Annotated in this window: 25 protein-coding genes; 12 read left to right on the forward strand and 13 right to left on the reverse strand. The window is 70.0% G+C overall.

Annotation, left to right across the window (positions count from 1 at the left end; all coding sequences use genetic code 11):
- Window positions 1-60: 60 nt before the first annotated feature.
- Window positions 61-1,065 carry a hypothetical protein gene (locus FB453_RS34020; protein ID WP_186718060.1) on the forward strand — a complete coding sequence of 335 codons (1,005 nt, stop codon included), beginning with the start codon at window positions 61-63 and terminating at the stop codon, window positions 1,063-1,065.
- Window positions 1,066-1,322: 257 nt separating this feature from the next.
- Here FB453_RS34020 and FB453_RS05015 read toward each other — a convergent pair whose 3' ends face one another.
- From FB453_RS05015 to FB453_RS05030, 4 genes are all read right to left on the reverse strand, one after another.
- Window positions 1,323-2,207: a S41 family peptidase gene (locus tag FB453_RS05015; RefSeq protein WP_145787929.1), complete on the reverse strand. Its 885-nt coding sequence runs from the start codon at window positions 2,205-2,207 to the stop codon at window positions 1,323-1,325.
- 91 nt (window positions 2,208-2,298) lie between these two features.
- Window positions 2,299-2,490 (reverse strand): hypothetical protein, encoded by a 192-nt coding sequence (locus tag FB453_RS05020; RefSeq protein WP_145787931.1) that lies wholly within the window; start codon window positions 2,488-2,490, stop codon window positions 2,299-2,301.
- A gap of 34 nt (window positions 2,491-2,524) precedes the next feature.
- Complete coding sequence (locus tag FB453_RS05025; RefSeq protein ID WP_145787933.1) at window positions 2,525-2,710, reverse strand: hypothetical protein; 186 nt, start codon at window positions 2,708-2,710, stop codon at window positions 2,525-2,527.
- 85 nt (window positions 2,711-2,795) lie between these two features.
- Window positions 2,796-3,461 carry a TetR/AcrR family transcriptional regulator gene (locus FB453_RS05030; RefSeq protein ID WP_145787935.1) on the reverse strand — a complete coding sequence of 222 codons (666 nt, stop codon included), beginning with the start codon at window positions 3,459-3,461 and terminating at the stop codon, window positions 2,796-2,798.
- A gap of 101 nt (window positions 3,462-3,562) precedes the next feature.
- Here FB453_RS05030 and FB453_RS05035 point away from each other — a divergent pair, with 101 nt between their 5' ends.
- Window positions 3,563-4,477, forward strand: a complete 915-nt coding sequence (locus FB453_RS05035; RefSeq protein ID WP_145787937.1) for an SDR family NAD(P)-dependent oxidoreductase — start codon at window positions 3,563-3,565, stop codon at window positions 4,475-4,477.
- A 93-nt stretch (window positions 4,478-4,570) separates the two neighbouring features.
- Here the strand turns inward: FB453_RS05035 and FB453_RS05040 are convergent, their stop codons facing one another.
- Window positions 4,571-4,960, reverse strand: coding sequence for a hypothetical protein (locus FB453_RS05040; protein WP_145787939.1), 390 nt, complete (start codon window positions 4,958-4,960; stop codon window positions 4,571-4,573).
- Window positions 4,961-5,052: 92 nt separating this feature from the next.
- On the opposite strand from FB453_RS05040, the gene FB453_RS05045 reads away from it, so the two are divergent.
- The gene (locus FB453_RS05045; RefSeq protein ID WP_145787941.1) at window positions 5,053-5,247 is read left to right on the forward strand and encodes a hypothetical protein; all 195 of its coding nucleotides are present in this window, start codon (window positions 5,053-5,055) and stop codon (window positions 5,245-5,247) included.
- A 4-nt stretch (window positions 5,248-5,251) separates the two neighbouring features.
- Here the strand turns inward: FB453_RS05045 and FB453_RS05050 are convergent, their stop codons facing one another.
- The gene (locus tag FB453_RS05050) at window positions 5,252-5,971 is read right to left on the reverse strand and encodes a DsbA family oxidoreductase (protein WP_145787943.1); all 720 of its coding nucleotides are present in this window, start codon (window positions 5,969-5,971) and stop codon (window positions 5,252-5,254) included.
- A gap of 115 nt (window positions 5,972-6,086) precedes the next feature.
- Here FB453_RS05050 and FB453_RS05055 point away from each other — a divergent pair, with 115 nt between their 5' ends.
- Complete coding sequence (locus tag FB453_RS05055) at window positions 6,087-6,518, forward strand: winged helix-turn-helix transcriptional regulator (protein ID WP_145787945.1); 432 nt, start codon at window positions 6,087-6,089, stop codon at window positions 6,516-6,518.
- Between the two features lie 5 nt (window positions 6,519-6,523).
- Here the strand turns inward: FB453_RS05055 and bla are convergent, their stop codons facing one another.
- The 3 genes from bla to FB453_RS05070 form a co-directional block, all read right to left on the reverse strand.
- Window positions 6,524-7,450 (reverse strand): class A beta-lactamase, encoded by a 927-nt coding sequence (bla, locus tag FB453_RS05060; protein WP_145787947.1) that lies wholly within the window; start codon window positions 7,448-7,450, stop codon window positions 6,524-6,526.
- A 26-nt stretch (window positions 7,451-7,476) separates the two neighbouring features.
- The gene (rph, locus tag FB453_RS05065) at window positions 7,477-10,107 is read right to left on the reverse strand and encodes a rifamycin-inactivating phosphotransferase (RefSeq protein WP_145787949.1); all 2,631 of its coding nucleotides are present in this window, start codon (window positions 10,105-10,107) and stop codon (window positions 7,477-7,479) included.
- Between the two features lie 169 nt (window positions 10,108-10,276).
- Window positions 10,277-10,978 carry a DUF4396 domain-containing protein gene (locus FB453_RS05070; protein ID WP_145787951.1) on the reverse strand — a complete coding sequence of 234 codons (702 nt, stop codon included), beginning with the start codon at window positions 10,976-10,978 and terminating at the stop codon, window positions 10,277-10,279.
- 33 nt (window positions 10,979-11,011) lie between these two features.
- On the opposite strand from FB453_RS05070, the gene FB453_RS05075 reads away from it, so the two are divergent.
- Window positions 11,012-11,605 (forward strand): hypothetical protein, encoded by a 594-nt coding sequence (locus FB453_RS05075; RefSeq protein WP_145787954.1) that lies wholly within the window; start codon window positions 11,012-11,014, stop codon window positions 11,603-11,605.
- A gap of 32 nt (window positions 11,606-11,637) precedes the next feature.
- Here FB453_RS05075 and FB453_RS05080 read toward each other — a convergent pair whose 3' ends face one another.
- Window positions 11,638-12,174: a TetR/AcrR family transcriptional regulator gene (locus FB453_RS05080; RefSeq protein ID WP_486480163.1), complete on the reverse strand. Its 537-nt coding sequence runs from the start codon at window positions 12,172-12,174 to the stop codon at window positions 11,638-11,640.
- A gap of 67 nt (window positions 12,175-12,241) precedes the next feature.
- Here FB453_RS05080 and FB453_RS05085 point away from each other — a divergent pair, with 67 nt between their 5' ends.
- From FB453_RS05085 to FB453_RS05105, 5 genes are all read left to right on the forward strand, one after another.
- Window positions 12,242-12,646, forward strand: coding sequence for a nuclear transport factor 2 family protein (locus FB453_RS05085; protein ID WP_145787959.1), 405 nt, complete (start codon window positions 12,242-12,244; stop codon window positions 12,644-12,646).
- A gap of 107 nt (window positions 12,647-12,753) precedes the next feature.
- Window positions 12,754-13,035: an MBL fold metallo-hydrolase gene (locus FB453_RS34025; RefSeq protein ID WP_486480209.1), complete on the forward strand. Its 282-nt coding sequence runs from the start codon at window positions 12,754-12,756 to the stop codon at window positions 13,033-13,035.
- 67 nt (window positions 13,036-13,102) lie between these two features.
- A complete protein-coding gene (locus FB453_RS05095) occupies window positions 13,103-13,630 on the forward strand; it encodes a pyridoxamine 5'-phosphate oxidase family protein (protein ID WP_145787963.1) in 528 nt (175 codons plus the stop codon).
- Window positions 13,631-13,650: 20 nt separating this feature from the next.
- Complete coding sequence (locus tag FB453_RS05100) at window positions 13,651-14,301, forward strand: TMEM175 family protein (protein WP_222431316.1); 651 nt, start codon at window positions 13,651-13,653, stop codon at window positions 14,299-14,301.
- Between the two features lie 14 nt (window positions 14,302-14,315).
- On the forward strand, window positions 14,316-14,759 hold the full coding sequence (locus FB453_RS05105; protein WP_112737728.1) for a DUF5990 family protein: 444 nt from the start codon (window positions 14,316-14,318) through the stop codon (window positions 14,757-14,759).
- A 13-nt stretch (window positions 14,760-14,772) separates the two neighbouring features.
- Here FB453_RS05105 and FB453_RS05110 read toward each other — a convergent pair whose 3' ends face one another.
- Both FB453_RS05110 and FB453_RS05115 read right to left on the reverse strand, forming a co-directional pair.
- The gene (locus tag FB453_RS05110) at window positions 14,773-15,864 is read right to left on the reverse strand and encodes a winged helix DNA-binding domain-containing protein (protein WP_145787965.1); all 1,092 of its coding nucleotides are present in this window, start codon (window positions 15,862-15,864) and stop codon (window positions 14,773-14,775) included.
- 9 nt (window positions 15,865-15,873) lie between these two features.
- The gene (locus tag FB453_RS05115) at window positions 15,874-17,061 is read right to left on the reverse strand and encodes a DUF418 domain-containing protein (RefSeq protein ID WP_145787967.1); all 1,188 of its coding nucleotides are present in this window, start codon (window positions 17,059-17,061) and stop codon (window positions 15,874-15,876) included.
- Window positions 17,062-17,248: 187 nt separating this feature from the next.
- Between FB453_RS05115 and FB453_RS05120 the strand changes: the two genes are divergently transcribed.
- The gene (locus FB453_RS05120; protein WP_145787969.1) at window positions 17,249-17,908 is read left to right on the forward strand and encodes a hypothetical protein; all 660 of its coding nucleotides are present in this window, start codon (window positions 17,249-17,251) and stop codon (window positions 17,906-17,908) included.
- Between the two features lie 5 nt (window positions 17,909-17,913).
- Here FB453_RS05120 and FB453_RS05125 read toward each other — a convergent pair whose 3' ends face one another.
- The gene (locus FB453_RS05125) at window positions 17,914-18,624 is read right to left on the reverse strand and encodes a carbonic anhydrase (protein WP_145787971.1); all 711 of its coding nucleotides are present in this window, start codon (window positions 18,622-18,624) and stop codon (window positions 17,914-17,916) included.
- A 171-nt stretch (window positions 18,625-18,795) separates the two neighbouring features.
- On the opposite strand from FB453_RS05125, the gene FB453_RS34030 reads away from it, so the two are divergent.
- The gene (locus FB453_RS34030) at window positions 18,796-19,302 is read left to right on the forward strand and encodes a hypothetical protein (RefSeq protein WP_186718064.1); all 507 of its coding nucleotides are present in this window, start codon (window positions 18,796-18,798) and stop codon (window positions 19,300-19,302) included.
- Window positions 19,303-19,370 lie beyond the last annotated feature (68 nt).

The raw sequence follows: 19,370 nt of genomic DNA on the forward strand, positions 1-19,370 counted from the left end.
AACCTGGAAGCCGGCTCGCCATCAGGGCGGTCAGTACACAGGGGACATTGGAGGGTTCAGATGCTGATCATCGCGGAGGAGAAAGACGCCTACCCACCGAACGGTCAGATCCCCAACATGGACACCGACGCGAAGGCGTGCGGCGACATCCTGACCAGGATCGAACCGCTCCTGCCCACCGACCTTCGGGCAGAGGTGATCGGTGCCTTGGTGACCTGGTCGGAGAGCGTGCTGAAGCCAGGTCAGAGCTTCGGTACGTGGGCCGAAGCCATCACCGCCGCGACCAGATACGCACATGGCGACCCCGCGCTCAAGACCGACGACAGTCAGCGGCGTCGTGACCAGGCCGTCGACGACGACGAGGTGGTCAAGCTCAAGGCGGCAGTGGGGAGTACGGGCAAGACCGGCGACCCGCAGATCGCGTTGCGCGACGAGAGCCGCAGGTGGGCGAACTGCGGGATGGCGGCGTTCCAGATTCGCGAGCTGTTGCACGCCGCGGGCGGAAAGCCGGCCAGCGTGTCGCGCGAGACCTACGGGACTGGCGGCGGCGACGCGCTCAAGAAGGCGCTGCTCGTCAAGCCGGTCGGCACCGCTACCGTCCTGCTGCTCGACTGCCAGTTCCCGCAGGTGCACAACTTCATCATCGAGGTGCACCACGACGGTTCGCGCTACCTTGCCCAGGGCTACCAGGGCACCTACTTCGCCCACTGGTGGCTCGGAATCAACGACAGCTACTCCTCCAAGAAGCCCACGCCCGAGATTCTCGCTCTGCGCGAACGGTACGGGTTGGGTCGGGCGATCAGCCCGGAGGATTACGCGACCCTGCTGGACGGCCTGGTCGCGGCCGTCTCGTCCGACTGGCAGGAGACCGCCAACCAATGGTCGGCGTTGCCGTTCAACCCTGACCGGCAGGAGATCGACGGGATTCGCCGCCGGTCCGGATCGCCGACGCTCCTCGTCGAGGTGTTCGAGCTGGGCAAGCCCGCCGTGGCTCGGGCGGCGCTCGGCGACAACGGCGTCGCGTCGCTCAGCGAGCTGGCCACCCGAGGAATGGCAACGGCCTGACACGGCCTGCTCGGCGACGTGCTCAGCGTCGTACTCGTGCTCAACGTGCAGGCCCTGCTGTACCTGGCTTCCGGTGCGTCGCCTACTTCGGCCTGCGCACTGTCCGGCAGCAGCGGCGCCCCGCCGTACGGCAGCGCGCCAGCGTCGACGTCGGGTAGACCATGCTCGCGGCGGGTTGGCGGAAGAGTAGTGCGTGGCCTACGCGATCCCGCTGCTGCCGCCGGCGGCCCAGCGGCGGCCGCCGACGCAGCCGCGCTCTATGCGCCCGAGATGGCCTTGAGTGCCGTGTCGAGTGCCTGGTCCGCCGGGACGGGTACGTCGGGGACCACTCCGACGCCCTCCCAGTTGGTGCCGGTGACGCTGTTGATGGTGCGGGCGGTCGGCACGGTCACGAGGATGTGTTCGGTGACCGGGTGGCGGGCCGTCGGATGTGCGCCGCCACGCGTCGTCTCACCGACGACGACGGCCCGGCTATGCGCCTGAAGGGTGTACGCCACGTCCTCGCCTCCGGAGAACGTCGCCGCGCTGGTGAGCACGTGGACCGGGCGGTCCGCGTAGCGCGGCGCGGGCAGGTGCGCGGTCGTCCAGAACTGGCGGGTCGCGCCGGTGGACCGCTCGTAGAAGTCGTTGAGGTGCACCTGGTCGTCGCGGAAGAAGTAGCTGCACCACATCGCGGCTCCCTCCGGTGTTCCGCCGGAGCAGGCGCGCAGGTCCAGGATGAGCGCGGAGCTGAGGGCGACCAGTTGCATGGCCGCGCCGATCGCGGCGGCGCCCTCGTCGGCGTACGCGATGCGCCGCACGTCAATGAGCCCCACGTTGCCGTCCAGGTGCTCGACCCGGCGGATCCCCTGGTTCTCCGCCCTGAGCAGCGCGAGGAACGCGGCCCGCCCGCCGTCTTCGTCGGCTGGATCCAGCGACTGCGGCTGGTCCGACCACAGCAGCCGCAGATGCTTGTCCGGGCACACCTGCTGAAGGTGAGCGGTCACCGTCTCGCAGAGCGCCGGCCCGTCCAGGTTGTCGTACTCGCCTGCCGCGAGACGGCGCCGGATCGCGGCGTCGATGTCCGCGACCTTCGCAGGAAAGACGTAGCCCGCCTCGATCCGGTCCAGGGCCTGCCCGATTATCTGTTCGTTTGAGAGCACGGCGGGCCACGGTAGACCGCAAACAGCCTCATGGCCACCGAGTTTCGCACTGACCCAGGTGCCACGAGGTGTGGCCGTAGCCCGTCCGCTGTCAACCGTCAGAGCGTCGCCGTCGTTCTCTGAGCACAAAGCCCACGGCCACGAGGAGCAGCCCGACCACGATCAACCCGCCGGCCAGATACCGGAAGATCGGTTGGACCTCCGGCCAGGCGATCTGCGCCGCAGCGATCAACACGAAGAATGCGAGTACGACCAGTGCACCTGTTACTTGACGACGCAGCATCGTGAACCTCCCCCTGCGAACCTGCGTGCCTTCCTCAATCCCGCTGCTGCCGCCGGCGACGCAGCAGGTGCACGAGCACGGCAGCCAGAACCAGGATGATGATCACGGCGGATGTGCCCACGAACGCGTCCGGATAGCGCTCACCGACGGTGCCGGCGAGCACGTACCCGATGATGGTCCCCAAGACCATGAGGAGTATGCCGAGAGTCGGTCGCTTCACTGGCATCACTCCTTTGAGGCCTCACACCTGGCCCTCTCGGATGTGCTCGAATTCCTCGTCGGTCAAACCTCGAGAGGCTTCCGACTCAGGAGCGCGGCAGCATGCCCACGAGCGACGTGATGATGGAGACCCGCAGGGCTGTCCGTAGGTCGACATGGTGGACCGCGAGCGCCGGCTCGGATTCGTAGACGGCGAGCAGGCTCGGCGGCGGCGAGGTGTAGGCGGACAGCGCGCCACCCATGATCAAGGCGTTCAGGCAGAACAGTTCGGCGTTGTCGCCGACCTCGGGCAGGTGTCGCCGGACGAGGCCAGCCATCACCGCGAGGTTGCCCAGTGCGGCCCGCTTGTGCCGGCGGACCACCTCGACCGAGACGTTGTGTTCGAGCACCCCGCCCTGCGCGCCGAACAGATCGCAGAGCACCGTCTGGGCGGCGAGCGACCGGCTGAGCACGTCGGCCGTCTGCTCCGCCCGTTCCATCGCCGGCCGGCTCAGGTCGACACCGTGGACCAGTTCGTGCTCCAGCTCGGCCAGCCAGGTCTTCGTCCGGTCGTCCAGCAGGTCGAGCAGCACCGCCTCGCGGGACTCGAAATAGCGCAGCACCGCCGTCTTGGCCAGGCCGACCCGCCGGCTCAGCTCGTTCAGGGTCACCTCGGCCACCGGCATCTCGTCGAGCATGGCCGAGGTCGTCTCCAGGATGGCCCGGCGTCGGACCTCACGCTGCTCCTCGCTGCGCGCCCGCTGGAACGTCATGACACCAACCCTAGCTTAGGTACCGGCGGTCTCTTGACAGCGTACCGGCGGTACCTTACCGTTTCAGGCATAATTTACCGGCGGTACCTAAGGAGCTTGAGATGAAGTGGACCGAGCAGCAGATCCCGCGCCAGGACGGCCGGGTCGCCGTGGTCACCGGTGCCAACACCGGGCTGGGCTTCGAGACCGCCCGGCGGCTCGCCGAGCGCGGGGCGTCGGTCGTGCTGGCCGTACGCGACACAGAAAAGGGCAAGCTCGCCGCCGCCCGCATCAACGGCGACGTCTCCGTACGGGAGCTGGACCTGACCTCGCTGGAATCGGTGCGCGCCGCCGCGGCCGGCCTGCGCGCCACCCACCCGCGGATCGACCTGCTGATTAACAACGCCGGCGTGATGTACACCCCGAGGCAGACCACCCGCGACCGCTTCGAGATGCAGTTCGGCACCAACCACCTGGGCCACTTCGCGCTCACCGGCCTGCTGCTCGACCTGCTGCTGCCCGTGCCCGGCTCCCGGGTGGTCACCGTCAGCAGCGTCGGCCACCGCATCCGCGCCGCCATCCACTTCGACGACCTGCAATGGGAACGGTCCTACGGCCGGGTCGCCGCCTACGGCCAGTCGAAGCTCGCCAACCTGATGTTCACCTACGAGTTGCAGCGCCGGCTCGCCGCGCACGGCACCACCGCCGCGGTGGCAGCGCACCCCGGCATCTCCAACACCGAACTGGCCCGCAACGCCCCGGCGGTCGTCCGCGGACCGCTGACCTTGCTCGCCCCCGTGATCACCCAGCCCGCGACGGCGGGCGCGCTGCCCACCCTGCGGGCCGCCACCGACCCGTCCGTCCTCGGCGGGCAGTACTACGGCCCGGACGGCCCGGGCGAGTCGCGCGGCTACCCGAAGCTTGTCACGTCCAGCCCCGAGTCCTACGACGTGAGCGTGCAGCAACGCCTCTGGGCCGTCTCGGAAGACCTCACCGGCGTGCGGTTCCCGGTGGGCAGGGCAGCCGTCGCGGCGTGACCGTGCCAGGCGCGGGTACGCGGTCCGGGCGCGGGCAGGGGCTGGCGACGGTGGGCGATCACAGACGGCGGCGGCCCGGCGGAGGTCAGGTGGTCAGGGAGCTGTCGTGCCTGCCCTCGGTCGGGCCAGTGTGTCGCGAATGGTGAAGACGACGAGCGAGAGTGGCACGAAGACCCACAGCTGGAGCACTGTGTAGCGGCGCAGTTCCAGGTTGGTGTCGACGCCTGCCAGTTCGGCGTCGAGGGCACCGGGTCGCATCAGCATGAGCGCGTACGTGGACAGCGGTGCGTAGTTGAGACCTGCGCCGGTCAGCCACAGGCCGAACGCTCGGCCGCCGAGGTCGTTCGAGGACGACAGCAGCCAGACGCCCCACGTCACCATGACAACCACGCCGACGAGGAATTCGGCCACAATGATCCGCCGCCGGCGGGTGGTTCCTCGGCTGCCGTACATGTCGACGGCCGCCAAACGACGAACGTTCACCAGGCCGATGGTGCCACCGACGGGCAACCTGCGGGGGTGCGGCGGCGTCGGCAGCACGACCCGACGATCCACTCGCGTTCACGGAAGTCGGGGTGTCCCGGCTCCAAAGGACACCCCGACTTCACGAAACCCGAGTCGATCGGACGAACACCCGGCGGCTCACCCGCCTCGACGCCGACGAGGGCAAGGCGTTGTTCGACGGTGGCCAGCCGCTGGCACGACTGGAGTTGGTGTCCGCCGAACCCTTCCCCTCCGGGGTCGTCCTGCTGGAGTACCGCCCCGCCTGACGGCTCAGGTGGTGCGGTCCGGCACCGCGCACCCGTCCGGGACGCACATGCCCTCGGTGTCGCCGATCACCGGCAGCGGCTGCGGCGTCGGGTGGCTCTCGGCCCACGCTTTGTCGATGACCGCGAGCAAATCGTCGAGGCCGATCGCCCCGGGAACGGCGAAGCGGCCGTCGAAGACGAGGAACGGCGCGCCGCGTGCCCCGAGGCGCTGTGCCTCGCGCTGGTCGGCCGCCACGCGGGCCCGGTAGCGGCGGCTTCGCAGGGCGTCGGCGGCTTCGTCGTGGTCCAGGCCCACCTCGGCGGCGAAGTGGAGCACCTCCTCGACGGTCCACAGCTTGCGGGCCTGCCCGAAGTGCGCGCGGAACATCGCCGTCCAGGTCTCGGCGCCGCGCCCCTTGTCGGTCGCGTACGCGAGCAGCTCGTGGGCGAAATCCGTCGGCCCGAGCGTGCGGTCCACCGCGTGGTAGGGCGTCAGACCCTCCGCCTCGGCCGCCCGCTCGATGGGCCGCAGGACCCGGTCGACGGTTGTCGCGGGAGCCCCCGCCATCGTGATCAACTCCCGCTGACTGACCCCCGCGCGGGGCAGGTCGGGGTGTAGCTGGAACGACCGGTGGATCACCCGCACCTGATCGCCGTACGGGAGCCGGTCCAGGGCCTGGTGGAGCCGGTGGTCCATCAGCCCGCAGTACGGGCAGACGATGTCCGACCAGAACTCGATCTTCATGGTGCTCCTCAGTGATTCTCACTTCTTGTTCGTAGCGCCATGATGCATCAGAATCGGAGGGCCACAAAAGGTACATTCATGTGCGTAGCGCGGGCTACGCGGAGGGGTGACGGGGATGAGCGCAGGAGATCTTCGGCGCAGACGCACCAACGTCCGGGGCAACGTCCGGGCCGCTCCGGGGCCCTGCGCGCACTGGAACGACGAGGACGCCGACTTCATCCGCGAGGTCCTGGACCTCGTCGGCGACAAGTGGAGCGTGCTGATCATCGGCACGCTCGCCGACGACCCTGTCCGCTACTCGGACCTGGGCGACGCGATCCCCGGCATCTCCCAGCGCATGCTCACGCTGACCCTGAAACACCTCCAGCGCACCGGCCTCGTCACCCGGACGTCGTACCCCGAGGTGCCACCCCGCGTCGAGTACGCCCTCACCGACCTGGGCAGGTCACTGCTCTCCACCGTCCTGGCCCTGGCGGCCTGGTCCGCCGACCACCACGCCGAGATCCGCCGCCACCAGACGGCGTACGACAGCCGCGCCGCGACCTGACGGGCTCATGCTCCCAGTTGGGTGACGACCACGCGGGTGGCCTGGGCGATGACGGCGTCGTCCGGGCTGGCGTCCTTCTTGTCGCGGCTGGACAGCACGGCGAGCACGATCGGGGCCCGTGCAGGCGGCCAGATCACCGCGATGTCGTTGCGGGTGCCGTACCCGCCGGTCCCGGTCTTGTCCCCGACCACCCAGCCGGCCGGCACCCCGGCGCGGACCAGCGCGGCGCCGGTGGTGTTGCCCCGCAGCCAGCCGATCAGCACGTCACGGTCCGCCGGTTGCAGGGCAACCCCCACTGTGTACGCCCGGAGGTCGCCGGCCAGGGCCCGCGCGGTGCTGGTGTCCCGCTTGTCGCCCGGTGTTCCCTCGTTCAACGCGGTCTCGTAGCGGGCGACGTCGGTGACCGTGTCGCCGAGCGCGCGCAGCTTCGACTCGAACCCCGCCGGCCCGCCGAGGTGGCGTAGTAGCAGGTTGCCGGCCGTGTTGTCGCTGTAGCGCACGGCGGCGTCGGCGAGGGCGCGCAGACTCATGCCCTCGCCGACGTGCTTCTCGGTGACGGGGGAGTGCGCCACCAGGTCCCGCGCCGAGTACCGCACCACCCGATCCAGCTGGGCGTCGGTGGTGCCGTCGAGCACCTCGGCGGCAGCGAGGGCCTTCCACGTCGAGGCGTACGCGAACCGGTCGTCGGCGCGGTACTCCACGGTGCGGCCGGTGCCCGTGTCGACGGCGTAGATCCCCAACCGCGCCCCGAACTGCTCCTCCAGCCGCCGGAACTCCTGATCGGCGGCCGCCGACGGGGCGAGCGTCACCTCCGGGCTCGGCGTCGTCCGCGCCTCGGTGGCGTCGCCACCGCCGCTCCCGCACCCCGCCAACGACACCACTGTCGACGCAGTGGCCACCACGATCGCCAGCCGTCGGACCGAAACCGCCATCGTCGTTCCTCCTGTAGCGCCGTCGGTCAGGGCAGGATCTCGACGTACCCGTCGCTGCCGTGCACGCGGATCCGCTGCCCGTCGCGAATCAGCCGGGTGGCGTCGAGCACGCTGACGACAGCCGGCAGGCCATACTCCCTCGCGATCACCGCGCCGTGCGTCATCAACCCGCCGACCTCCGTCACCAGTCCGGCGATACCGACGAACAGGGGCGTCCAGCTCGGGTCCGTGTGGGCGGTGACGAGGATGTCACCGGCTTCGAGGTCGGCCTGCGCCATGTCCAGGATGACGCGGGCGCGTCCTTCGACCGTCCCGGCGGACACCGGCACACCGGCCAGGGCGCCGGCCGGCACGTCGTCGCGTCGGTACGCCCCGGTGATCGCCTCGCCGTCGGAGGTCAGCACCCGGGGCGGGGTGAGCGCCTGGTACGACCGGAACGCGTCCCGGCGTTGCCGGATCAGCTCGTCGTCCACCCGGTGCGTGCGCGAGACCTCGTGGAACTCCTGGAATGTGAGGTAGAAGACGTCTTCGGTCTCGGTGAGCACCCCGGCGCGTACCAGGCGCTCGGCCTCTGCCAGCAGGGCCCGCTTGTAAATGAAGTAGCGGCTGATGATGTCGTACTTCGGGTACTCCCGGTAGCCGATGAAGGTCCGCACCCGGTCGATCATCCGCGCGGTCTCGTCGGCCTTCTGCTCCCCGTCCGGCAGCGCCCGCAGGCGCGTCAACACCTCCTGCGCCTGCTGCTGTGCCTGCTGTTGGCCCTGCTCGAAGCGCCGCCGGGCCGCGCCCGGCTCGAAGAGCTTGATGTTGTCCAGCAGCACGGGCACCAGGGTGCCGGGGCGTTCGCTCCACCGCGGCCTGGTGATGTCGATCTCGCCGACGCAGCGCATGCCGTACCGGTCGAGGTACGCCTCGATGGCGGCGCGTGCCTCGGCCCCGCCCGCGACCTTCGGCAGCTCGTCGAGGAAGTCGTCGTGTGCGACGCCGTCGTGTGCGACGTCCTGGAGGAACGCCACCACCTCCGGATACGGACGGATCACGTCGGCGACGTCGAGCAGCGCCAGCCCCATCTCCGACGTGATGTTGCCGGGGGCGGAGAGGGTGAGGGTGTCCGCGGCGTTCTTCTCGCCCAGCCACTCGTGCAGCCGGTCGTTGAGCCACCAGGTGGCCTCCATGCCGGCCATGATCGCCTGCATGTTCAGCGGATCACCGAGGACCCGCTTGTGCTCCTGGAAGGCCTCCAGCAGGAAGTCGAACAGCGCCGTACCGGTCACCGTCGCGATGTCGCGCCGCAGGGCGGCGATGGACGCCTCGCTGCGCTCGATCAGCTCGGTGACGATGGCCGGGTCGGTCTCGATCGAGGTAGATGCCCCGCCGGTCGCCAGCCGGGCGGGACCACCGCCCTCCGGGAGCGTCGGAACGAAGTCTCGGCGGTCGATCAGGGTCTCCAGCGCGTCCCTCATCAGCGGATCGGACTTGCCCGCCATGTTCAGGAAACCGGCGCGGCTCGTGGGTGAGGCCAGCAGCCGGGTGGCGTCGACGAACAACCTCCCGCCGGCCTCCAGCATCTGGGCGATGGCCGTCAGCTGCCACATGGAGAGCCCCAGCGGCCGCATGGCGTCGGTCATCATCTGCTGGTGACCGACGGAGAGGTAGACGTGGTTCTCCTGGTCATCGGCCGCCGGGATGGGGAACAGCGTGGTGATCGGCCGGCTCTGCACGATCTGGAAGTCGTCGTCGACCAGGCACCACTCGATGTCCTGCGGGCTGCCGAAGTGCGCCTCGATCCGTCGCCCGAGCCGCACGAGTCGCACCACCTGCGCCTGCGTCAGCGCCGGCTGCTCCTGCCGCTGCGGGTCGATCACCACCTCCCGCGTGCCGCCGCCGGGCAGCGCGGTGACGGCGCGCTGTTTCGCGGCGACCGTGCCGGCGACGACCTCGCCGTCGCGCACCGTGAAGACGTCCGGGTTCACCAGGCCGGACACCAGGGCCTCGCCGAGGCCGAAGCTGGCGTCCACTGTCGCGACAGTCCGGTTTCCCGTCACCGGGTCCGCCGTGAACAGGATGCCGGAGGCATCCGGAAAAACCATCTGCTGTACGACGACAGCCATCTGAACCGTGCGGTGGTCGATGCCGTTGCGCAGGCGGTAGATGACGGCCCGCTCGGTGAACAGTGACGCCCAGCACCGGCTGACGTGTCGCAGGATCGCCTCCGGCCCCACCACGTTCAGGTAGGTGTCCTGCTGACCGGCGAAGGACGCCGTGGGCGTGTCCTCCGCCGTCGCGCTGGACCGCACGGCGTAGGCGGCCTGCTCGCCGAACCGGGCGAGCGCGCCGGTGATCGCGGCGGCCAGGTCGCCCGGAACCGGGGTCTCCTCGACGCTGCGGCGGATCTCCGCGCTGAGCGTGCGAATCGCCTCCCGGTCGTCCGGGCTCAGGCGCGAAAGCTGATCGAGCCGATCGTCGATCGACGGCGTCTGCGCCATGATCCGCCGGAAGGCGGCCGTCGTGACGCAGAACCCCGCCGGCACCCGGATGCCGTCGATCCGGGACAGCGCGCCCAAGTGCGCGGCCTTGCCGCCGACGACCGACACCTGCGTCTCGTCGACCTCTCGAAGATCCAACAGCGGTGCCTGGTCGCCGCGGTCCCTGTCCATCGACAACACACCCACGTCGCGCCCCCGTTACCTCGTTTGTGCTGGTCCGGCCGCCGATTCTGCGCCACGACCGGGGTCTTGCCGCAAGCCCCCAGGTGCGGTATACGTTAGAAGTGGCAGGGAGAGTGATCTCCTTGCCGCTTGTTTTTGTCGGGGTGGCCGGGCTCGTTCAGTCGTAGGGGAGTCGGCGCGGCTCGAACCTCAGCCTTCGGCCGAGCTGCCAGGAGGCGGTGGGCCAGGCCGCGACGAAGCCGGCTATCAGCCCGAGCTGACCGGCGAACCAGAACGTCGGGCTGTCGGGTCGCAGGTGTAGCTCCGGAAAGACCACCCGATGCGCGAGGGTCAGCCACACGAACAACGCCACCTCGAACACGGTGATGGTCAGCAGCTCCATCCTGCCGACGCTCGACAGTGCGTGCCAGACCTTCGTCAGGCTGCGACCCGGCCCGGCGAAGTACCGGAAGAGCATGGCGATCGTCACCGCCGTCAGGTAGTCGCCGGCGTAGGCGACCCACAGCGGGTCTTCGGCCGGGTCGAATCTCACGGCGTACAGGGCGACCTCGGCGACGATGAACCCGAGAGCGCAGTGCGCGCCGCAGCGGGACACGTGGGTGACGACGATGCCCCGGCGGGGCCGTCGCGGTTGCCCCTCCTGCCGCCGTCGAGAGAACGCCTCGGGCCTGCCCCAGTTCCAGTAGAGGCGGACAGCGGCCGGGCCGATGTAGAGGACGGTCACCAGCCAGACGATCTCCATGACCCGGACCGGCTGACGGTTGCCGCGAAGATAGGTGTCGGCCAGCACGACCGCGAAGCTGACGACGCCGACCGCGAGCGAAGCCCACGAGAGCGCTACCAGCCAGGTTGGTTGCATCCCCGCCCCTTCCGCCAGCCGAGCGAGTCTTTCATGGCGTACTCGTTCGGATCGGCGGATCGGGCGTTCCCGCCTGCCGACGCGGACGGATTCACCCTCCCCGGCCTCGGTTGGACGGTGGAGTGGACCAGCCGGCCGCTGCACTACGGTGCGAGGGTGACGAGTGCCCCTCGCGAAGCGGAAGCGCGTGTCAGTCCGATCGGCGCGCTGCTCAGCCGATTCGTGTTCCTGGCCATCTGCCTACCCGGACCGGTCCTGCTCGTCGCCGCCGTGACGCTGGACCCAGCGTCATCGTCCACCGACTTCTGGGGTCTGCTGGTTGGTGGCGTCCTGGCGACAGCCATCGGTGTCGGGTTCGGCGTCTTCGGGTGGCGGGTGGTGGGCCGCTCGCGCCGCGACACGCGTCGACTGTCCGCCGCCGGTGTCGCCGCGACGGCGGAGATTCTCGCGGTGGCGAACCACCCGGGTGGAGAGAATCCCGAGCTGGCACTCCACCTGCGCATCAGTGGGCCGGGGTTCGCCACCTTCGAGGCGGACACGATCCGCGCGACCGACCCGGCCCTCGTGCCCGGCGCGGTGCTGGCCGCCGTCGTGGAGCCCGCTGACCGTCTCTTCGCGATCATCTAGGCCCCGTCCGCACCAGGCCCCGTCCGCTGCGGTCAGTCGCGCTTCAGGCCGGCGAAGACGACCGCGAGCGTACGGGCTTGCAACTGCTGGTCCCACCCACCGTGCAGAGCGCCCTGGCACAGGCTGGCAAGGAGCGCCATCGTCTCGGGTAGCCGTACCGAGTCCGCGACGGCTCCGACGGCCCGCGCCTGGTCCAGCAGCCTGCCCACCGCCTCCTCCAGGTGACCTACCGTGTCCGGAAGCCGGATGTCCACCCCGGACCCGGCGAGCAGGTCGACGACCGTCTTCTTCGCGGCGGCCTGCGCCACCAGGTGAGTGAAGAACGTGAAGAAGTCATGTTTCCCGGCCTCCTCGACGAGCTGCGCGAGCAGTCGCTTCATGAGCGCGGCGAGCAGGTCGTCCTTGGTGGGGAAGTGCCGAAAGACCGTGCCGATGGCAACGCCGGCCCTCCGGGCCACCTCCTCGGTGGAGGCGCGGGTGCCGAACTCGGCGAACACCGCCTCGGCGGCGTCCAGGATGCGTGCCCGGTTGCGCTGCGCGTCGGCACGCAGCGGCGCCCCCTCTACCAAAGTGAGTCTCCACTCATTATTCTCGGACGGGTAAGTCGAGTCATGACTCATTATCCAGGAGGACGACGTGACGCCAAGCGAGATCTTCGACAGCATGCGCGCCCGGTGGCTCGCGAACCTGCCCACCTACGAGGCCGACTCGCTCGCCGACGACGTGGTGCTTGAGACGCCGTTCGCCGTACCCGGCCGCCCTACGCGTATCGAAGGGAAGCAACGGGTCCTTGAACACACGCAGGCGGGCCGGGCGATGTTCCCGGTCCGGTTCGACGCCTGCCGCAACGTGGTCCTGCATGAGACCGCCGACCCCGAGGTGATCGTGGTCGAATACGAACTGGTCGGCACCCACACGGCGACCGGGCTGACCGCCTCGGCGCCGTTCATCGGGGTGCTGCGGACCCGAGACGGCAAACTGGCCCACTGGCGCGAGTATCAGCACACCCTCGCCATCGCTCAGGCTGTCGGTCAGGCATAGAAGAGGCACCGCCGCGCTGGCAGACTCTCGGGCATGGTCGGCTGGTATGCGCGGGCCGAAGTGGACGGCGACGTCGTCCGGTCTCGGAGCCGCACGTCAACGAACTGCTGTCGGCGAACTTCTGGTGGTTGCGGGGCAACGATCGGGACATCGTGATCGACGCCGGGCTGGGTGTCGTCGCTCTGCGGCAGGCGATTCCGGGCCTGTTCGAGCGCGACCCGATGGTCGTGCTCACCCACGCGCACCTGGAGCACGTCGGTGGGGCGTCGGAGTTCGGGGACCGGGCCGCCCACCCCGCCGAGGCGGGGATCTTGGCGGCCGGCGGGGAGAGCTTCGACCGGACGCGCCTTCGCCAGTTGGCCGAGGCCTACCTGCACAGGACGGCGTAGGGCATGCCCTACCGATCTTGACGGTGGGTTACGCGGTTAGGGTGCTCGCCATGGTCGAGGACGTTGTATGCCGTTGACGAATCCGTGGCTGTCGGAGCCCACACCAGCGAGGCGGCTCGATCGTGAACGGCTTGAGGAGCGCCTCCTCAACCTGTTGTCGTCGCAGAACATGTGTGTGCTCGCGACCACGGGTCCGGACGGGCCGCTGGCCACCCCGGTGCGGTACTACCCGCTCGGCTTCGCGGTGCTCTTCACCGCCGCGCCACGGTCGCCGAAGATCCGCAACATCGCCGCCGACCCGCGCGTGTCCATCGGCATCTTCGCGCCGCTGGTCGGACTGGCCAGCAGCCGTGGTGCCCAACTGTTCGGGACGGCCAGGGTGCTTGCTCCTGAGCATCCGGACCGCGCGCACTACTGGGCGGCGGTTCGGTGGGAGAACGAGCACGCCGAGCGGGGGCGGGCGCTGTCCGAGCCGCCCGAGGACACACTCGTGGTCGTCGAGGCGGATCGGATCGTCTACACCGAGCACTGGCTGCGACGTGAGGGTTTCGCGCCACGCCAGTTCTGGCGCCGCTCCGCCAATGACGAAAGCTGACCTATTGCATAATTCGCTACGTGCCTCCCAAAAGGGAAACTTCACGGCTGACCCGTAACCCGGGCCGATTGCTGGCCTTCAGCGACGGTGTCTTCGCGATCGCCGTGACGCTCCTCGTGCTGGAGATCCAACCGCCCCACGACTTCGGGAACCTCGTCCATGGGCTCGGTGCGCTGTGGCCGTCGTACCTTGCGTACACGCTGAGCTTCCTGCTCATCGGGCAGGTGTGGGTGAATCACCACGTCATGTTCGACCGCGTCCGGCATGTCGACCGGGGGGTCCTGTTCCTCAACACGTTGCTCCTGATGGTCATCGCGTTCCTGCCGTTCTCCACGTCACTGCTCGCCGAAGCGCTGCGCGCGGAGCAGGGGCTGCGTGCGTCGGTCGTCGTCTACGGCGGCACATTGTGGACGGCCGCGGCCCTCTTCAACATCGTGTGGGCGTACCTCCGTCGGGCCGAACTGCTGGACCCCGGCCTCGGTCGCTTCGGTGCGCGAGCCATCGGCCGCCGGTTCGCGCTCGCGCTGGTCTGGATCGGCTCCGGCATCCTCGTCGGCGCGTTCGTGCCGATCGCCGGCGTGGCCATCATCGCCGCGTTCCTGCCCGCCTACTACCTGCCCATCCGCGGCGAGTACGGCGAGAACGACACCGCAGAGCAACCGGCCGACTAACTAGAGTCGCTGCCATGCGGATCCGGATCGACGGCAGCGATCTCCCAGGTCAGCGTCCCGGTGCGGAGGCCGACGCGCTGCGGCGGGGCAACGTGCACGTCGGGGTCCAGCGCAAGGCCGAGGTCGTCGATCAGGTGCCGGCCGACGCGGCAAGCGCCACCTGGTCCTTCGAGGTGTCCAGCCGCGAGATCGACGGAGCGCTCGACGTCGGTGGCCCGTGGGTGCACGGCCGCCCCGGAGCCCGGTTTCTCTATCTGAGCTGGGGCGCGGTGACCCAGGACGGCTTCGCAATGTTCCGACGAGCCAAGTTGATGTTCACCGACGTACCGACCGAGCTGCTGCGCGCCGCCCACGAGGGCAACGGGACGCTGGTCGGCCGGCTCGGGTTGACCGATGCCGTCGGTGGGCCGATCTGCGCTCGGGTGCACCCGCCCGCCATCGCCTGGGCGGTGGAGTGAGCGTCCTCGAAAACTAGCTGCCGAAGTCGACGCCGCTGAGGGAGACGGAGCGGTACGCGGCGAGGTGTTCGGCCTGCGTGGTGATGGCCTTACGCGTGGCGTCCGACAACCGGTGCCACGGCTGGACGGCGACAGTGAACGTCTTGCCGGACTTGCGGGGACGCCAGGTGCCGACCACCTCGCCGTCGACCAGGACGGCGCCGGGGCGACCCAACACCGGCCACAGCTCCTTGGCGTGGGCGGCGTCCGGCACCAGCGTTGCCCGGTCCTTGGCCTGCAAAAACAGGTCGAACGGGCCGAGCAGGCGGGTGACTTTACCGTCGGCCGACTCCAGCGCCTCCTCGTCGGCGGCCAGCAGTGAGCGCACCTCGCGGTCGACCGTCACCTCGATCACATCCTCGGGCCAGTGCGCCTTCACGTCCTTCACCGGGGCGTCGAGGTAGTCGGCGACCTGTTTCGGGGTGGCCGGACCGAGCAGGCGAAGATACGCGCGGATGAGATCGAAGCGGTCGCCAGCAGCGGCTGCCTTCCTGAACCCGGCGATGCGCCGCAGGACCGGGGGTGAGGTGTCGAGCTGCAACTCCAGTCCGGCCCGCACGGCGGCGAGCCGGAACGGCATCTCGTAGAGGTGCGTGGCGTCACACGGACGGCAGAACCGCAGATAGGGCTCGGGCAGCATGGTGGCGAGGCGGCCGGAAACGTCCCCCTTGACCGTCGGCGTGCTGACGATGGCCCGCATCCGGTCGGCGATCTCGTCCAGGGCCGCGAGAGTGCCGATGCCAGCGGCCTTCAACGGCTTCGCGGCGTCGTAGACGCGCTTGTCCGCGTCGGCCGAGGAGTTGGGTTCGACGGCGGCCGCGACCTTCGCCACGTCGGCCCGGCGGTAGAGGTGGGGAGCGCCCCGGACGGTCCACAGCAGGACCAGATCGGTGTCGGACAACGCGGAAACGTCGACCCCGCGTACCGCCAGCGCCCACCGCGCGCCGTCCGGACCGGTGTTCTGCACGCCGAGGTCCAGGACGGCGGTGTCGGCGAGCGTGCCCTCGTCCCGGTCGAGCTGCTGGGCCCGGACCCGGAAGTTCATCACCTGGTGCCGATCGACCATGTCAGCACCCTAGTTGGGGCGGCGCTCCCGGTGGGTCCAGGCGCGCAGCGCCCATTCGACGGGGCCGTACCGGAACCGCCGCAGCCACCACGAACTGACCACCAGCTGCACCGCGAAGATCACCAGTGCGATCAGCAGTGTCTGTGCCGGCGCGGTGCGGCCGACCAGACCCCACCCGAGGCCGGTGAAGACGAGCACGCACATGAGCGACTGGGCCAGGTAGTTCGTCAGGGCCATCCGTCCAGCGGGCGCGAACGCGCCCGCGAGGCGCGGCCGCCGCGTGAACAGGCGCAGCAGGGTCGCGGCGTAGGCGGCGGCCAGGAACGGCGTGGTGACGATGCTGACCATCAGCCCGGTCAGGTTCGCCGTGGAACCACCGACCGCGAACACGACGGCGCCGGCCAGACCGATCGGATACCCCACCCGTTCGCACCGGCGTAGCAGGTCCTGGTGGGCGGGCACGGTGGCGAGAAGCCGGTGCTTACCGGCGGCGAGGCCGACGAGGAACGCCGCGAACGCCAGGGGCCCCTGCACGGCCAGACCGCCGATCATCGCCGGCATCGACCGCAGATGCTCCAGAACGACATCGCCGAGGCCGCCGCCCAGGGCCAGCGTCGAACGCGCACCGGCGCTGACCGCAGCGGCCTCGTCCGGAACCAGCGTGGCACCGAGGACCGCGGCGACCCCGGCCACGACGGCGATGCCGCCGATGATGGTCGCCGCTGCGACCAGCGCGGTGCGGGGCTCGATCCGCCGGACCGCGAGCAGCACGAGACCGAGCAGCGCGTACGTGGTGAGGATGTCGCCGTGGAACAGCAGCACCGCGTGCAGCGCGCCGAGGACGAACAACCCGGAGAGCCGGCGCAGGAACGCCGGGCGGAACGCCACTCCGCGCCGTGCCGCGGAGTCGAGTTGCAGGGTGAAGCTGTAGCCGAACAGAAAGGCGAACAGCAGGTACGCCTTCATCGCGAACAACAGCTCCACCGCGCCGGCGATCAGCAGGTCGACTGCGCCGTGCGTCGGATCGTCGACCAGGTGGAAGTCGTAGCCGGAACTGAAGAACGCGATGTTCACCAGCAGGATGAGCAGCAGCGCGCTGCCCCGCAGTGCGTCCACGACGGTGATTCGGGCGAGGGTGTCCCCGGGCGAGGGCTGTGGGTGGCCGTCGCCCGGTCGGTCGAGCCCTGTCACATTCATGGTGTCCAGCCTCCGGAGCGCGGCCCGCCGCCGTGAAGTGTTTTCGTCACACGGACCGTCGTGACGAAAAGACGCCATCCCTGCGGCGGGGGAGGCGATTTCCCTCCGCGCGGCGATCCGCTCGTCGCGCCGCTCGGCGACGGTGATCTCGGATGTGCCAACGCCCGCCACTGATGGAGACGACGCCGTGACCCGTACATCACGTACGAACGCTGTGCCCGACTCGCCACCGCCGCCGTCCTGGGCCCGCCGAGCCGGGCACGTGGCGTGGATCGCCCCCGTACTGGGGTTCATCCCGCTGCACGTGCCGTGGATCCTCGGCATCCCGCTGTTCGCCAATCCCGACCGGTTCCGCGAGTGGTACCACGGTCGCGGGCCCGGAGTGGGGGATCACCCGGTCGACGGTTTCCTGGGTCTGCCGGCCGGCGCGTTCTACCTGGGCCTGCTCTGCGTCCTCGCCGGGCTCGGCGGCGTTCTGGCGCTGGGGCTCATCAAGGACTGGGGGCTCGTCTTCCCCCGGTGGGTGCCGTGGCTGCGCGGACGTCGGGTGCCACAGTGGTTGCCGCTGACGCCAACGGTGCTGGGGTCCGCCCTGATGATCGGCTATTCGGCGACCCTGCCCTGGCAGTTCGCCGCGGAGCTGGGGGAGTCCAGCGCGGATGACATCTTCACCCCGACCGGCGTCCTGATCGGCCTGCCGCTCCTGCTGGCCTGGGCGGTCGCGTTGCCGTTGGCCGGTTGGTCCTATTTCCGCCGTACCCGTCGGCCGCGACGCGACCGGCGGCGCCGGTCGGCGGCAGTGGATGACCGACCAGCGTCGCCATCCGGGTGGCCCAGGATCGGGTGACGGCCTCAGGCCACCAGGGAAACCCGCCCGTTGTCCAGGTCGTAGCGGGCGCCCACCACGTGCAGCGCACCCTCGTGGACCTTCTCGGCGATGATCGTGCTGCGTGCGCTGAGCGCCCGCACCTGGGCGGCGATGTTGGCCCGGACCCCGTTCTCCACCGGGTCGCCGGGCTGGTCCAGCACCGGCTCGACGATCGGGCGCAGGGCGTCCACGATGGTGCCGATGTGCCCGGGCGCCGTCCCGCCGGTGTGGATGGCGTCGATGGTGGCGGTGATCGCGCCGCAGCGTTCGTGGCCGAGGACCACGATCAGCAGGCTGCCGAACTCCTCCACCGCGAACTCGACGCTGCCGAGCAGCAGGTCGTCGACGATGTTGCCGGCCACCCGGTTGTCGAACAGGTCACCCAACCCCTGGTCGAAGAGCACCTCGGGGGCGACCCGGGAGTCCGCGCAGCCGACGGTGATGGCGAACGGGTGCTGACCGGCGGCGAGCCGGTGCAGGTCGGTCAGGCCCTGGTGCGGGTGCCGGCCGTGCCCGGAGGTGAACCGCCGGTTGCCGGCCTGCAGCCGGCGCAGCGCCTCGGCCGGCGTATCGACCCTGTTGTCGGCTGGCGCTGCGGCGGCGGCGGACGGCCTGGCCGCGGCCGCGCCGAGGGCCACGGCGGCGGCGCCACCGGCGGTCAGCAGCGAACGGCGGGACAGGTGGGAACGTGCCACGATCATCTCCCTGAGGTGAGGCAACTCGCCTCTTCCTACCAGCCCGCCGTCCACACAGGTGGTTGCCGTGCGGTGGCCAGTGGGCGGCGGTAAATCGTCGCTGACAGCACGCGGAGTGGCGGACGCCGAGCGAATTGATCATCGTGTGGACTTCGACTACCGTCCACGTCCGTGAAATCTTCCCGTCTTGCCTCCGCCATGTTGATCCTTGCCGTTTCGACGGCCCTCGCCGCCTGTGGCGACGCCGACAAGGCGACGACCGCCGGATCCACCACGGCCGCTCCCACCTCCGCAGCCCCGTCCGCGGTGGCCACCTCCGCCGCCGCCACGCCGGCCTCGTCACCCGCGGCGGGCGCGGCGACCGACAAGCAGCTCTGCGAGGCGGTGAAGAAGGCCAGCGACGAGATGAGGACCGAGATGGTGAAGGTCGCCACGACCGGTGACGCGTCGGCGGCGGACTTCAAGAAGATCCTTACCGGGCTGGAGCAGAAGGTGACCACTGTCGCCTCGACCGGCGACGGCAAGTTGGCCGACGCCCTGCGGACGTTCGCCGCCGAGGCGGCCAAGGCCGCGGCCGCGGCGGACCCGGCGACCGCCGCCGACAACCCGGCCTTCGAGAAGGCCGGCAAGGACGTCAACGCCGCATGCAAGGCGGCCGGCGTCAGCGTGAATCTCTGACTGACGTGATGCGATGACGGACGGCCCCCACGCCTGAGCGGGGGGCCGTCCGTCGACCACGGAGGCGG

This window comes from Micromonospora sp. CNZ322 (assembly GCF_007827755.1).